General features: G+C 51.4%; 9 protein-coding genes and 1 tRNA gene. 7 read left to right on the top strand and 3 right to left on the bottom strand.

What is annotated here, in order from left to right:
- Positions 1-25: 25 nt before the first annotated feature.
- Positions 26-1948 carry an alpha-glucosidase gene (locus OGM59_04240; protein ID UYI91674.1) on the top strand — a complete coding sequence of 641 codons (1923 nt, stop codon included), beginning with the start codon at positions 26-28 and terminating at the stop codon, positions 1946-1948.
- Positions 1948-2709 (top strand): histidinol-phosphatase, encoded by a 762-nt coding sequence (locus OGM59_04235; GenBank protein ID UYI91754.1) that lies wholly within the window; start codon positions 1948-1950, stop codon positions 2707-2709. The genes OGM59_04240 and OGM59_04235 overlap by 1 nt, the downstream gene beginning before the upstream one ends.
- Here OGM59_04235 and OGM59_04230 read toward each other — a convergent pair.
- From OGM59_04230 to OGM59_04220, 3 genes are all read right to left on the bottom strand, one after another.
- The gene (locus OGM59_04230) at positions 2706-3230 is read right to left on the bottom strand and encodes a DUF6512 family protein (GenBank protein UYI91673.1); all 525 of its coding nucleotides are present in this window, start codon (positions 3228-3230) and stop codon (positions 2706-2708) included. The two genes, OGM59_04235 and OGM59_04230, sit on opposite strands and share 4 nt — an antisense overlap.
- A 316-nt stretch (positions 3231-3546) precedes the next feature.
- A tRNA-Asn gene (locus OGM59_04225) sits at positions 3547-3622 on the bottom strand.
- Positions 3623-3678: 56 nt separating this feature from the next.
- Positions 3679-4689, bottom strand: coding sequence for an acyltransferase (locus OGM59_04220; GenBank protein ID UYI91672.1), 1011 nt, complete (start codon positions 4687-4689; stop codon positions 3679-3681).
- A 136-nt stretch (positions 4690-4825) separates the two neighbouring features.
- Here OGM59_04220 and mutY point away from each other — a divergent pair, with 136 nt between their 5' ends.
- The 5 genes from mutY (at position 4826) to OGM59_04195 (ending at position 14701) form a co-directional block, all read left to right on the top strand.
- Positions 4826-5869, top strand: coding sequence for an A/G-specific adenine glycosylase (mutY, locus tag OGM59_04215; GenBank protein UYI91671.1), 1044 nt, complete (start codon positions 4826-4828; stop codon positions 5867-5869).
- Positions 5859-7199, top strand: coding sequence for an MATE family efflux transporter (locus OGM59_04210; protein ID UYI91670.1), 1341 nt, complete (start codon positions 5859-5861; stop codon positions 7197-7199). Before mutY ends, OGM59_04210 begins: the two co-directional genes overlap by 11 nt.
- Positions 7200-7211: 12 nt before the next feature.
- Positions 7212-7910 carry a lysoplasmalogenase gene (locus tag OGM59_04205; protein UYI91669.1) on the top strand — a complete coding sequence of 233 codons (699 nt, stop codon included), beginning with the start codon at positions 7212-7214 and terminating at the stop codon, positions 7908-7910.
- Positions 7911-8179: 269 nt separating this feature from the next.
- Entirely contained in the window at positions 8180-9277 is a 1098-nt protein-coding gene (locus tag OGM59_04200) for a fibronectin type III domain-containing protein (protein UYI91668.1), read from the top strand.
- A 279-nt stretch (positions 9278-9556) separates the two neighbouring features.
- Positions 9557-14701: a glycoside hydrolase gene (locus tag OGM59_04195; protein UYI91667.1), complete on the top strand. Its 5145-nt coding sequence runs from the start codon at positions 9557-9559 to the stop codon at positions 14699-14701.
- Positions 14702-14882: the final 181 nt, after the last annotated feature.

Here is a 14882-nt window from a genome sequence, read left to right as displayed (position 1 = left end):
GAGTAATATAAGGGGGAACTGATTTATGCAAACCATTACACCAAACAGCAGTTTGGCCCAGGTGATTCAAAATCCACTGGGTCGGGATTTGCTGGAAAAAGTGCTGCTGAACTTCGGCTTTAAGCCGGAAGATTTTGAGCGCTCCGCATTGTCTAAGCTGAAAGTGAAAGCACTCAGCCCACTTACCGGCGGCGTGATCAAAAAGAGCACGGTGCAGATGTTCTGCGATCTGCTGAACAGCGAGAGCAACGCCATTATTGCGCCGGACGACAGCCCCATTACGCCACAGTGGTGGAAAGAGGCTGTGTTTTACCAAATTTATCCGCGCTCTTTTAAGGATTCCAACGGCGACGGTATCGGCGACATTAACGGCATTATCGAAAAGCTGGATTATCTTAAGGACCTGGGGGTGGACTGCATTTGGTGCAGCCCCATGTATAAAAGCCCCAATGACGATAATGGCTACGATATTTCCGACTACTACGATATTATGGACGACTTTGGCACCATGGCGGATTTTGACCGTCTGCTTAGTGAGGTCCATCAGCGTGGCATGCGGCTGATCATGGACCTGGTGGTGAACCATACTTCTGACGAGCACCCCTGGTTTGAGGCCGCCAAGCAGGACCGGCATAATAAGTACCATCAGTATTATATTTGGCGCCGGGACGACGGCAGCCACACCCCGCCTAACAACTGGGAAAGCCTGTTCTCCGGTTCTGCCTGGAATTATTATGAAGCGGTGGACAGTTGGGCTATGCACGCCTTTTCCAAAAAGCAGATGGACCTGAATTGGGAGAATCCGGCGGTACGCCACGATATTTATAAGATGATCAACTGGTGGCTGGACAAGGGCATTGACGGCTTCCGTATGGATGTGATCAACTTTATCTCCAAGTGGCCCAGTTTGCCGGACGGAGACCCGGTGGTGGGCAAGACGCTGGGCTTTTGCGGGGCGGAATTTTACTTCTACGGTCCCTGCCTGCACGAGTATTTGCATGAGATGAACCGCAACTGCTTTGGTCGCGGGGACAAGGAATATGTGACCGTTGGCGAGTGCGGCGGTTTAGGTATTGAGACGGCCAAACTGACAACGGCAGATACCCGCCAGGAGCTGTCTATGGTGTTTAACTTTGACCACTTGGATAATGCGGGGCATATGCGCTTTGACGAGTACCAGTATGATCTGCGCAAGGCGGTAAAGACCATACTCAAGTGGCAGGTGGAGTACACCAATCACTGCTGGCCTACGCTGCTGTTTGAAAATCACGACAATCCCCGGGTGACATCTAAAGTGGACCCAACGGATACATACACCTCGGAGATCGCCAAGCTGTGCGCCGTGCTGGAAATGACCTTAAAAGGCAGCCCCTTTATTTATCAGGGTCAGGAACTGGGTATGACCAACACCCATTTTGACAGTATGGATGACGTGCGGGATGTGGAGAGCATCAATTTTTATAATAAGCTGGTGGCCAAGGGCAAAAAGCCGGAGAAAGCGCTGCGGATCATTAACGGCGGCTCTCGGGACCACGGCCGAACCCCAATGCAGTGGACGTCAGAGCCGGGCGCCGGGTTTACCGACGGCACCCCTTGGATCGGAATCAACAAGAATGCCGTGCGCGTGAACGCTGCCGATGAGGCAAAGATGCCGGACAGCGTGCTCAATGACTTTAAGCGTCTGATTGCTCTGCGCCACGCCAATCCGGCGCTGGTGTACGGCGAGTTTACCCAATTGTGCCCGGAGGATAAGAATGTGGTTTGCTATAAGCGCACCTTGGACGGCAACACTTTCTTTGTGGAGCTGAATCTGACCGGTAAGCGGCAAAATCGTCCTTATGACCCGGTTGATTTCAAACGCTTGTATTCCAACTACCACGACCACCGGGATGTGCTGATGCCCTTTGAAGCCAATGTGTATTTGGCAGAGGGTGAGGCCAAGGCTTGATGCGGGACTGGCACATTCACCTGGAGCGGGGTCCGTACACCGTAGAGTGGGCGGAGCAGTTTGTCCGCCGGGCGGATAAACTGGGAATTCGCGAGATCTGCCTGTTAGAGCACTCGGTGCGCTTTTTTGAATTCCACCCCACCTTTGCACAGGCGCGGGCGTACAACGATTATCAGCGACATTGGTTTGACGAAAAAGTGCAGACCGCCCGCCATTTGGACGAATTCAAGCGATTCGGCGATAGACTGCGGGCAAAGAATTACCCGGTGAAGATCAAGCTGGGGCTGGAAATCTGTTATTTTCCCCAACACGCGGATGTGATCGAACAGGTAACCCGGGATGGCTATTTTGACCTGCTGCTGGGCAGCGTCCACTGGATCGACAACTGGACCTTTAACCAGCGGAAGAACCAGTGGCAGGGCAGGGATGTAAACGCCTTGTACCGCCGGTATTTTGAATTGCAAAACCAGGCGGCAGACAGCGGACTTTTTGATATTCTGGCCCACCCGGACCTGATCCGCTGTTTCGGATTTGCACTGGATTTCAACTTAAATGAGCAGTATAAAACCCTGTGCCAAAAGGTAAAGGCACAGGGTATGCTGCTGGAGATGAACGGCGCCAAGGGACCGGGTCTGCACCCGGATTTCTTGGCTGTCGCCAAGGCTTGCGGCGTGCAGTTCTCTGCCGGATCAGACGCGCATTGTCCGGAGGATGTGGGCAAAAATTTGCCTGCCATCTATCGCCGGCTGGCAGAGGGCTAAATGCCGTAGATCCCGCTTTGTTCGTCTAAGAACCAGGGGATTTTCGGCGGGTAAAAAGTAAATAACATAAACAGCGCACTGACTGCCAGGAGTAGGAAAACACCTGCGGTTTGTGCGCTTTTTCCTTGCAATTTGCCGTTGCGTGTCAGCACAGCGTCTATCCAAAAAGCGTTGCCTACGCCCAAGATAAAGGAAATAATATCCAGCGCCATAACATCCCTGCCGATGATCCCCTTATAGGTGAAGAAAAAGGCTGTGATCACTCCAATGCCGGTAATGGCGCCCACACAGTGCCGCGCCCAAGCGCCCGATTGCCCCTTGGTGCTGCGCAGGTTGATTAGGCACCACAGGAGAAAGGGAAACCATAAAAGTTTGAGATGCTCCCAGGGGCTTTCATTTACCGGGCACACCAGCGCCACCAGGCGGTTGTTTCCGGTCCATTGGTAGATAAAGTGCCACAAGGTGCCCACAACGCTCACAAAGGCAAAGCCGCACCATTGCAGCCCGGTTTTGTTTCTCATACAATCACCGATAGAAGTGTATGCAAATTTTGGGGTTATTATACTGTGGTGCCTTGATTGTTGTTGGGCGTTTTTGCGGTGCGGTGTGGGCACCGCACCCTACATTGCCAACAAATAGAGCGGGCGGATACTATCCGCCCCTACGGTCGATCGGATACAAAAATGCCCTCGTAGGGGCGGCAATCTGCCGCCCGCCATGTCCACCGGACTGTTTCTTCCAAATTTGTCTTCGCCAAATTTGGAGCAGCTTGTCGTTGGTTCGAGTCAATAAATAGTGAAAGAAAAGCCGATACGCAGAAGCGTATCGGCTTTTCTTTGGCTCCCCAAGTTGGACTCGAACCAACGACCCTGCGGTTAACAGCCGCATGCTCTACCAACTGAGCTATTGAGGAATATCAACACTCATAGTGTAGCAGAATTGGCAGGGCGTGTCAATAGAGAATTTGCGCTATTTTTCATTCTTTTTGCCTAACAGGCGGCGCTGCAAGGGCTGCATGATCCGATTATAAACAGGAATCAAAAGGCTAAAGATGACCAGCACCTCCACAAAGAGCAGCAAGGCGTACAGCCAATTATATGCCGTGGTGCCCACGGTCATCACTTTGCCCAGCAAACGGGGCAGGGGGTATGCCCAGAGGAAGAAGTGAAAAAGATAAATAAACAGTGTGTTCCGCCCCAAATACTCCAAATAGCGGCTTTGCAGGCAGTTTGACAATGCCGCAAAGAACAGACAGCCGCTAAGCGCACTCGCCACCATGGGCACCAGCTCGCCATAGTAAGAATATGCCATCACCAGCCCGTGGCCGTTGATGTGCAGATTGAGCAACCCAAAGCCAACGGATGGCACGATGAATAGTAAACCGGGGGCTTTTAATTTTAACACACTTTCTCGCAGCAAATACCCTACGGCCATAAAAAACACAGCCACCATGCCGTCTGTGTAGCGCCAAAACATCGCGGCGGAGTCACGGAAAAAGTGCGCATAGGTATATCCGGCAAGCAGAAAAATCAGCGCAGCCAGAAACAGCGGCGTGCGCTTGCCTTTTGTCCATTTCAGCAAGAAGTAGAACAGGATCTCCGCCACAAAAAAGCAGTAGATAAACCAAGCTCTGCCGGTGTATTCATTCATATTCGGCAGTCCGCTGACAGCGCCCAGCAAGAACGATTTGACCGGAAATGCAACGCCTCTTATCACTTGCTTGGCCACGCCTACAGCAGCGCAGCACACCAAATACAGCAAATAGGGCAGAAGCAGATAGACGCATTTCTTCTTTAGAAAAGCACCGAATTTAGGCTGTTTGGCGCTGAAAGTCAGCCCGGAGGCAAAGAAAAACAGCGGCATAAAGTAGGATCCGATCCAGCCGTTCACCACGGTTGGCAGTGCTTCCGTATGGTACAGGATCACCGAGCAAATGCCCAGTGCCTTGAGTATATCTACGCTGCCGATCCGCTTAGCCATCCCGGTTACCTGCCTTTCTGCTTCCACTATACCATAAACGGCTGCAATTTCCAAGTGGTACAAGTTGCTTTTTTGCCTTGCCGTAAGGTCGGGGGTGTGCTATACTACTTGCAAAGATCAAAAAGGGGGTGTCTGCTTGCAGAACCCATTGTCTATATTGCCTGCCCGGCTGCTGCCCTGGTTTGCTCAGAACGCCCGCCCGCTGCCTTGGCGGCAGGACCGCCGGCCGTACCATGTGTGGCTGTCGGAAATTATGCTGCAACAAACCCGGGTAGAGGCGGTTTGGAACTATTATTTGCGTTTTCTTGCCGCTTTGCCTACGGTGGAGGATTTGGCTGCCGCAGAGGAAGACAAACTGCTCAAATTGTGGGAAGGTCTAGGGTATTATAATCGCGCCCGTAATCTGCAAAAGTGCGCCCGGGTGATCGTCAATGACCTGCACGGTGCATTTCCTACGGATTATGACGGCTGGCTGGCGCTGCCGGGAATTGGGCCGTATACCGCCGGAGCGGTGGCGTCCATCTGCTTTGATTGCCCGGTGGCGGCGGTAGACGGCAATGTGCTGCGGGTGATTACCCGTTTTACGGAAAATGCGGCTCCCATTGACTTGCAGACCACAAAAGCCCGGATCAAAGCAGATCTGGAGCAGGTGTATCCGGCAGGGGCTTGCGGTACTTTCACGCAAGCGCTGATGGAATTGGGCGCCTGCGTTTGTACGCCAAAATCGCCGAAGTGTTCGGTTTGTCCCTTAGGCGATGTGTGTGCCGCCAATACTTCCGGTAGCCAGACGGATTTTCCGGTAAAGTTGCCTAAGCGGGCAAAGCGGCACCAAAACCGTACGGTGTTTTTTTTGACCTGCGGGGACAGAGTGGCCCTTTCCAAACGAGGCGATAAGGGGCTGCTGTCCGGTCTGTGGCAGTTGCCCGATACAGACGATTTTTTGAACGAGGGGTCCGCCATTGCTTACTTGCAAAATGTTGGTTTGGAGCCGCTGGAATTGCAAAAGATCGTACATGCAAACCATGTTTTTACGCATATTCACTGGGATATGCGCTGCTATTATATGACCGTGCGAGAGACCGCCGGGCGTTACACCTGGGTGCCGCTGGAGGAAGTGCGGCGGGACTATGCGCTGCCTACGGCTTATCGCCAATTTTTTGAGGTAGAAGATGACCACTGATTTTATACACGGCAGACCGATGAAGCAGATCGTTCTGTTTTCGCTGCCGATTATGCTCAGCTCCCTTTTGCAATACACCTATAATATGGTGGATAATATTATTGTTGGGCGCTATGTGTCTACAAACGCGCTGGCCGCCGTGGGCAATATTGCGCCCATCAACAGTTTTGCCATCGGCGCTGCATTCGGACTAACCGCCGGCTTTACCATACCGGTGGCGCAGTGCTTTGGTGCCGGGGATCAAGAGGAAACCAATCGCCAGGCCGGTAACGGTATCGGTTTGTCGCTGATTACAGGTGTGCTGTTTTCCGCGCTGGCGCTGCTGGTTCTGCACCCGATGCTGGGGTGGATCCATACCCCGAAAGAGATCTATGACCTGTCTGTGCAGTACGCGGCAATTATGTATCTGGGTGTGCCGGCACAGCTGCTTTACAATGTGTTTACCGGTATTGCCCGCAGCGTTGGGGACAGCAAAAAGCCCCTGTTGTTTTTGCTGATCAGCGTGGCTGTTAATCTGGTGCTGGACCTGCTTTTTGTGGCGCATTTCGGTTGGGGCGTGGCAGGCGCCGCTTGGGCAACTTTGATCTCTCAAATCGTGGCAGCTGTGTCTGCCGGGATTTATGTGTTCCGGGGCATACCGGTTTTGCAGCTGAAAGCGCGTATGCTGGTACCTACTGCTAAGCGTACCCGCCGCCAGCTGGCGCTGGGCATTCCGGTGTCCTTGCAGTTTACCATTACCAGTATCGGCTCTATGATTTTGCAAAGTGCTGTGAACGGCTTTGGCGCCAATGTGGTGGCGGCGTTTACTGCCGCCGGTCGTGCGGAAAGCATCACCAATATTCCTATGAGCAACCTGGCGGTGGCTGCGTCTACCTTTGTGGCCCAGAATTACGGTGCCGGGCAGTATCGGCGAATTCTCACCACCGTGCGCAAGGTGTTTGTGGTGGATCTGGGGTTGTCTGTTCTCTGCTCCCTGGTACTCTTTTTCGGTGGAGAGCAGATCGTGGGTCTGTTTATGACGGATTATAACAGCCAAATTGTGTACGCTGCAAAAGAATACCTGTTTGCCATCTCCCTGTGTTACAGCTTGGTCAGCGTACTGTTTGTGCTGCGTAATACCCTGCAGGGGCTGGGCTGTACCTACGCAAATGCAGTGGCAGGCGCCGGAGAGCTAATAGGCAGAATTGCCGTTTCGTATCTTTTCACACCGCTGTTTGGGTTCAAAGCTGTCTGTTTTGCCGGTCCTGTGGCCTGGCTACTTGCAGACCTACCCCTAATTGTGCTATACTGGAGGAAAGCCAAGCAAATGCGTAAGTTGTCAAATCAATAAGGGGGATTCATAATGACTTATTACATTGCTATGGGCATCGGCGTGGCCGTTTCGTTGGCCTTCGTCTTTGTCCGCTCCGGGGGGAACTCTGTTCGAAACCTGATTTTCAAATCCGTGTCCAGTCTGTTCTTTATGCTGTCGGCGGTGTTTGCTGTGATCGAGAATTACACCAATGCTGCCCAGTATGGCTCGCTGATCATTATGGGCGGTGCCTTGGGACTTGTGGGCGACATTCTGTTGGATTTGAAAGGGGTTTACAAAAAGGACGCCAATAATTATCTAAAAGGCGGCTTTATCTTCTTTCTGATCGGTCATGTGTTTTATACCGCGGCCTTGATCCATTTTACCAAGCTGGATTGGTGGAAGGTCCTGATCAGCGCAGGTATTGCCGTTGTCGTTGGCGTGGTTCAAATTGCCACAGCCAACATAATGCGGGTGCATTTTGGCAAGTATCGCCGCATTGTATTCTTTTATGTGTGCTTTTTGATCATGACCAATGTCACCGCTATTTTCGCCGCTTTTACTACCGGCGAAAAGTCCATGATCCTAATGGCCATCGGCGCAACGCTCTTTACCATTTCGGACGCGATTCTCAGCAATACCTATTTCGGTCGCGGGTTTGACGGTAGCATTTGGCTGTTCCTGAACCACTTTACCTACTACGCCGGACAGTATTTGATCGCTTCCTCTGTGTTCTTCTTTGGCAAATAATATCACTGCTTTTCGGCTCCTCTTGTGTGCAAGGGGAGCCGTTATTTTCTTTCATGGGGCGGGGGCTTGGTCACACTGTTAGGGTCGCCGAATTTGGTGTGGTTGTGACCCTCCGATTTTGCCAAACTTGCATTTTTTCTTCAAATGGCGTATAATGTTATCCGTTTGAGTAATCACTCAAAGGGGGAACTTTTATTTCTATTCAGAAAAAGAAATTAGCTGCGGCTGCCGTTAGCGCTTGCCTGATCCTGTGCAGCGCCGCGCCGGCATTGGCTTCGCCTGTTGCCGCTGCTACGGCGCAGACCCAGATTGCGCCCGGTCCTGCCTTGCCGGTGAACATTATGAACACCGAGCAGCAGACGAACGCGGTACACGCCAAAATCAAGGTCACCGACCTGACCGGCAAGCATGCCACCCTGTCCTGGGACAGCGGCAGTCCCTTTGCCATCTATAATGTGTACCAGTATGATTACATTCTCAAAAGCTGGAGCCTGCGTACGCAGGTGCGGGTAAATATGGTGGAATTGACGGACCTGACCCCGGCCATGTTCTATAAATTCAAGATCACTGTGCCCGGCAGCGACGGTCTCCAGGAGAGCACCGTGGGGGAGACGGATTTTTATACCCGACCCTCTGCCAGTAAAATGGCGTTATCCGTGCTGGGCGCCACCGAGGTGACCCTGAAATGGAGCACCAAGCATTCTCCTGCCTACTACGAACTGTACCGTGCGGAGAAGAACGGCAAGTACAAAAAAATCGCCAAAATCAGCGGCAAAAAGCGCACTTTTACCGATATAGATGTGTCGCCCAAGACCGTGTATTCTTACAAGATTCGCGGCGTGGTGGAAAACAGAGAAGCCAAGACCAAAAGCCGCTTTTCCGATCCGGTGACGGTGAAAACCACCAAGACCCTGAAGCTGCCGAAAGTCTCCGGCGCCTGTAAAACCTACGCTTATTATGATGCGGTAACAGATAAAACATCGCCTGCCTATGCGGTGCTGAATTCCGGCACCTACCGGGGCGTAACCTATAAGACCACCACTGACGAGACCACCGGTATTCGTATGGTAGGGGAATATTATTGCGCCGCCCTGGGCACCTTTTACGGCACCACCAAGGGCACCAAATATAAGGTCACCCTGGACACCGGCAAAACCTTTAAGATCATTTTGTGTGATACCAAATCCAACCGCCATACGGACAAAAAGCACCAGTACGCCAAGAAAAATAAGGATGTGGTGGAGTTCTATGTGGACCGCACCAAGATCCCCGCAGAGGTCAACGGCAATTATAACCGCTTGGAGCCGTTTCACGGCAAAATTCAGTCCATCGAGCTGTTGACGGAATGGGATAATGCGGAATCATAAAGGCATCAAAAAAGCACCCGATTGGGTGCTTTTTTTGTGGTTAAAATGATGTTTGAATTACAGAATTCTCTTGCGGCCGACATGTTTTAATCACCACTGTTTCATTAAATGTCTATTCGTTCAAAAAAAGCTTGTATTTTGTAAAAATGAGTTGACATTCCATTTATTAAAATATATAATACCCAATGGAAAAAGGAGGAGTGGGTGAATTATGCCCATTTCTCCTACTTTTATATCCTGCGGCGCAGGTGCGCTGCACAAAATGGAGCGTGAATCTTTATGGCAAAAAAATGGACAGCTGTGCTGATGGCCATTCTCATGGTGCTTACCGCATTTCCGGTGACCACCGCGATGGCAGCCGGCAGCAGCGAGGCAAGTAAGCCGGCAGACGGTACGACTCAGGGTCGTCCCTTTGTCAGCGATAATCCGTCTCATTGGTACCGTATTCCCAGTATGGTTACCCTGGATGACGGTACTGTCGTTGCAGCTGCTGACGCCCGTTGGGACGGCGGTATGGACGGCGGCGGTAACGATGTGATCACCGCGCGTTCTACGGATAACGGCGACACTTGGTCTTACACATGGGCCGGCTATTACGGCGATAACGGCAATGAGTTTAACAAGGCATCTACCAGTTATTGCGACAGCAATATTGCAACTGACGGCAAGACCCTGTATATGCTGTCTACCTTCTTTGCTTCCGGTGTTGCTATTAACGGCACTTCTGCGAACGCACAGCCTTCTAAGGACACCGGTTTGGACAGTCAGGGTCGTCTGCTGCTTGCTCGTAACGGCGGCGACTATGACTATTATGTGGGCGCGGTAGGTGCCGACGGCTATGCCAGCATTTACAGAACCAGCGACAGCACGGTTGTCAGCGGCTATAAGGTGAATGGCGAGTTTGAGCTGTTTAAGCATGACGCTTATGTTGGCTGCGTTTGGTATTCTAACTGTGAGTTCCAGGTCAAGAAGTGCCAGTACCTGTTTTTCCGTACTTCCACGGACGGCGGCAAAACCTGGAGCGCGCCCTCTCTGGTAAATGCCAGAAAGAGCGGCGAGAAGTTCTTGGGCGCTGGTCCCGGCCGTGCCGTTGTCACGGATGACGGCACCATTTGTATGCCGGTTTATGTTTACGGCGACAATGCTTGGGGCTCCGGCGACGCTTCTCAGGCAACCAGCTTTATTTACAGTAAAGACCATGGCAAGACTTGGAGCCGTACGGCGAACTTTACCAGCACGTCCTCTTTTGGCGGCAGCGGTTGGTCCAGTGAGGCGCAGCTTGTAGATTTAGGTAACGGCGTAGTACGCTGCTTCTACCGTAACGGTAAGAAAAAGATTATGTACTGCGACGCCACTTGGACCGGCTCTCTGTACAGATGGGGCGATGTGGTAGATACTGGTATTGACATTTGGGGTAACTGCCAGCTGTCTGCCATTATGTATCCCTATTTGATTGACGGCAAGCGTGCCATCTTGGTTTCTTCTCCCTCCTCAACAGAGGGTCGTAAAACCGGTGCCATCTTCACCTTGCTGCTGAATGACGACAATACTGTTTCTACCGAATATGCCAAAAAGACCATTACCGCAGAGGGCGCCATGTTTGCCTACTCCTGCTTGACGGTGCTGAAAGACGGCCGCGTGGCAGATTTGTACGAGACGGACGCCTGTGACTTTACCTATAAAGTTTTTGATATCCAATCCCTCACCGGTATGGATGCGGATGTTCCAACCACAACGGATATTCAGATGAATGTGGGTCAGAAGAAGACCTTAACCTTCTCCGAGCAGAATGTGAATAACTCTGCAAGCGATGTTGTGTCTTTGTCTGCTGCGAAGGAAGAACCCGGTGCCACTGCCAATAAGGCAACGGACGCCAATTACAGCGGCGATTCCGTTTCTGTAAAGCGTGCTTTGTACACCTTTACCTCTACCGGTACAGAGTACACCATTGCCCACGCAGGTATGTACTTAAGTGTGGGTACAAACGGTAAGGCCGGCTATCCCGGTGCGTCTACAGCTGCCAATGTTACATTGCGTGCAGTAGACGGCGGCTTCCAGCTGTTGCAGGACGGTCATTACGGCCTGTATTTTATGGAAAAAGATTCCAAGGGCAATGTGGTGAACCACTTTGAGCGTTGGGATTTTGAGGGTAAAGATAAGGATACCAAAACAGAGGAAGAAGTGCTGAAAGCCACCACCTTCCAGCTGTATCGCAGAATCCGCACCGGCGAGACCGGCAGCACGGAGTTGCCCGGCTACATTCAAGTGAATACTGTGGATGACGGCGAGGAATATTTGATTGTCTATCACGGTACGGACGGCTATTTCCTGCTGAATCCCTCTACCTCTACAACGAATATGTATGCCCATTGCTTAAAGGCAAACGGCGGCAGCACCATTGACGGTTACAATGTTACTGTTACCGCCAACGCAGTAGGTAATGCTGTGGTACAGGCAGGGCTGAATACTTATAATATAACGGTTGTGGACGGCGACTTGGCTGTGACCGGTGTGGTTAAGTATGACCCGGTGATTTATACCCACGGTGATGCTTCCCGTAAGGGGCAGCCGTATATGTATTGCGGCTCTTTGATTTCCGACGGTTCCCAGGCCGGCGAAAAAGAGACCCATTATACGGTTAATGACAGTCGTTATACCATTACCGGCATAAAGTGTGTGGAGGATTCCGCTGCGAATATTAACTATGCGCACGGTAAGCTCAGCGGCACTTTGCATATTGCAGATACTGCCGAGTATGCAAATTATAACAAAGGCGAAACGGTCACCATTGAGACCAATCTGACGGATACGGACGGCAATATTTGGACCCAGACGGATAAGCTGTATGTGGCTTCTAACCCGGTAGCGGGGCACTCTGTTGGTACACAGAATTTGTACACAAATGTAGTCGTTGCGTCTTCTGCTTTAGGCGCTATATATGTGGCAGAGGATTCTTATGGTAATACTGACAGAAAAAATTACACCGGCACAATGGGTATCGAAAATGCGTATAATATCGAAGATGCGAATGCTTTAACTTTTGAAGATAGCTGGGGATCAGCCCGCGGAAATTTGTATTCTACTAGTGCCGGTGATAAAATTGCCGGTCTGTCTGACAACTACAAGAAAGCCAGTGGAGATAATTGTCTTAAAGTGAAAGACAACTCAATGGTATCTGCGTACTACTATTATGATATGAGTAGTGATTCAAATGCAGGTATTACCCGGAATAATGCAGACGGCACCAGTTATTCCTTTAAGCTGGCCTATGTGCCTATGAAGAGTAGCGGTTCCCGTACAGACAGCAGCACGGTTTCTTTCCCGTCTGCAGATTCTCTGAACTATGTGACCGGTACCGGCTTCTCTGCCGATCGTATTTACTTTGACAATTACACCATGGGTGCCGGTGTTAAACAGTATCAGACCATAACCGGCACATCTTCCGTGCAGCCTAATCAGCAGGAAGAGCAGTCTGTGTTGGCTGAGACTCAGTCTTATTGCACGAATACTAAGAAATCCGGCCTGATTTCAAATACTGTTAAGAACTATTTAAACCTGGGTTTGACCCTACGTGTAAAGGTCTGCAACAAGAGCAACGAACGCACGCCATATAATGAAGCGGTGAGCAAGGTGCGTGTGTCCACGGACTACACCAAGGAGACTTGGGACAAGTACACCACTGCGCTGCTGAACACAGAGGCATACCTGAACAATTACACCCTGCTGACCACAGACGAGACCACCCAGGATGTGGGTACGGTTTTGGATTCTACTTATACCGGCCTGACCAAGCGTGCAGACTTTACGGAGCTGGAAAAGGTGGTAGAGCAGAACAAGGCGGCTTATGACAAGGGCTTTGCCGGCAATGTAACCGATACAGACCAGAATAAGTACACGGTGGACAGCTGGCAGAACTTTAAGAATGCCTATAAAGCCGGTACGGATTTGCTGGCGCAGTATCCGGAAAAGGGCAGAAATAATGTGGCAGGCTTTACCGTAGGTCCCGATTCTGCGGAAAAGACCACCCAAACCCAAATTGACGAAACCGCAACCCAGCTGAAAAACTCCGGCCTTGTGGTTGCCGCAGACGCCAGCGCCTATGAATCTGCCCGCAGCATCAGCGCCACCATCGACCGCACCGCGTTCCCGGACGGCGGTACCGCCATTACCAATACGGTAACCAACGGCAACGGTACCATTTATAAAGCCTACAACGGCAAGGATTATGTGAATGTACCTGCTGCCCAGCAGGGTACGGTAGACGGCTTTACTACGGATTTGCTGAGTAATATGAATGTAGGCGAATCCTCCGAAAGCGGCCGCACCTTTACCGTTGCCTGCACCGTCAACGGCAATGCCTTTGAAACGAAAGAGGGTAAAACGCTGTATTACTACGGCACCATTGCCCATTTGGATTTCTCTGCTTACAAGTCTCAGGATACCGTTTGCGTTGTGCATACGGCAAACGGCGATACAAAGATTGACCTTGCCAAGTGCAATTATCAGTTGTCGCTGCTGGTTCAGCAGGATACCACCATTACGGTGACCACTGCCACCAGACCCAATGTGATTGTTGCCGACTACTTTGGCACAATTTTGGGCGCATTTGAGGGCGCCACCAGTGTAACTGTAAAGGGCAACACCGTAACGGTGGGCGATACAGTGATTACCGCCAAGGATTCCCCCAAGTACACCTTTACCGGTTGGACTTGGAGCGAAGGCACCCATCAGGTTCCGGCGGGTCAGGTTGCGCAGATTGTGCAGAAAGGTACACGCACCGGCGTGGATGTGAACTACACCGTCAGCAACAGCGGCACGGCTGCCAACGCCTTGATTAACGGCGCTACCCAGTACACCGCACCGGGTATCAACAAACCCTTAGAGCTGACCTCTGACAACGCAGTGTACTGGACCCGTACCGTAAACGGTGTGGAGACTTTGGCTTCCTACGGGCAGAATGTTACCCTGTTCAGCGCCAATACGGATACCACTTACTCGGCATACGCCAGCTTAAATGATCTGCCCAAAAATTTGCAGGAGCAGGCAGAGAGCGGCACGCCGGCTTTGAATGGCGTAGGCTTCTTTGCAGACAAAAAGTTTACCATGTCCTGTGATTATTCTGCCGGTGCAGATGTGACCGTCTTGGAGGTGGGTGTGATTTACTCCGCCACTAAGAATGGAAAGGACACTCTTGTGAAGGGCGGCGACGGTGCGACAACGGTTGTGTCCCGCAATGTTGCCAACTGGACAGACAGTCCCAATTCCGGCACCTTTACCATGACCAAGAAGGGCAGCGATACGGGCAGCCATTATATGCGTATGTATGTGAGCTACCGTACTTCCCGTATGAACACCCAGGTACCCTTTGTGGTTTATGGTGATATTTATCAGTGCGTAAACGGCGTTGTTTCCGCAGTTAACTAAAGAAGGAGGACAATAGAATGAAAGCATACGATACTCCGACTTTAGATGTAGAGTGGTTCACCGCCCAAACAGCACTGAGCCAGAGCACCACGGACCCGGATAAGGAAAATCCCGGCACGGAGTTCTAATTTAAGCATAGAAAACACCCTCGACCATTTGGTCGAGGGTGTTGTTTTTGTTC

The organism is Oscillospiraceae bacterium (genome assembly GCA_025757685.1).
GTDB lineage: Bacteria > Bacillota > Clostridia > Oscillospirales > Acutalibacteraceae > CAG-217.
The sequence above is the reverse complement of the archived record's forward strand: the minus strand, read 5'-3'. Positions and strand labels throughout refer to the sequence as shown.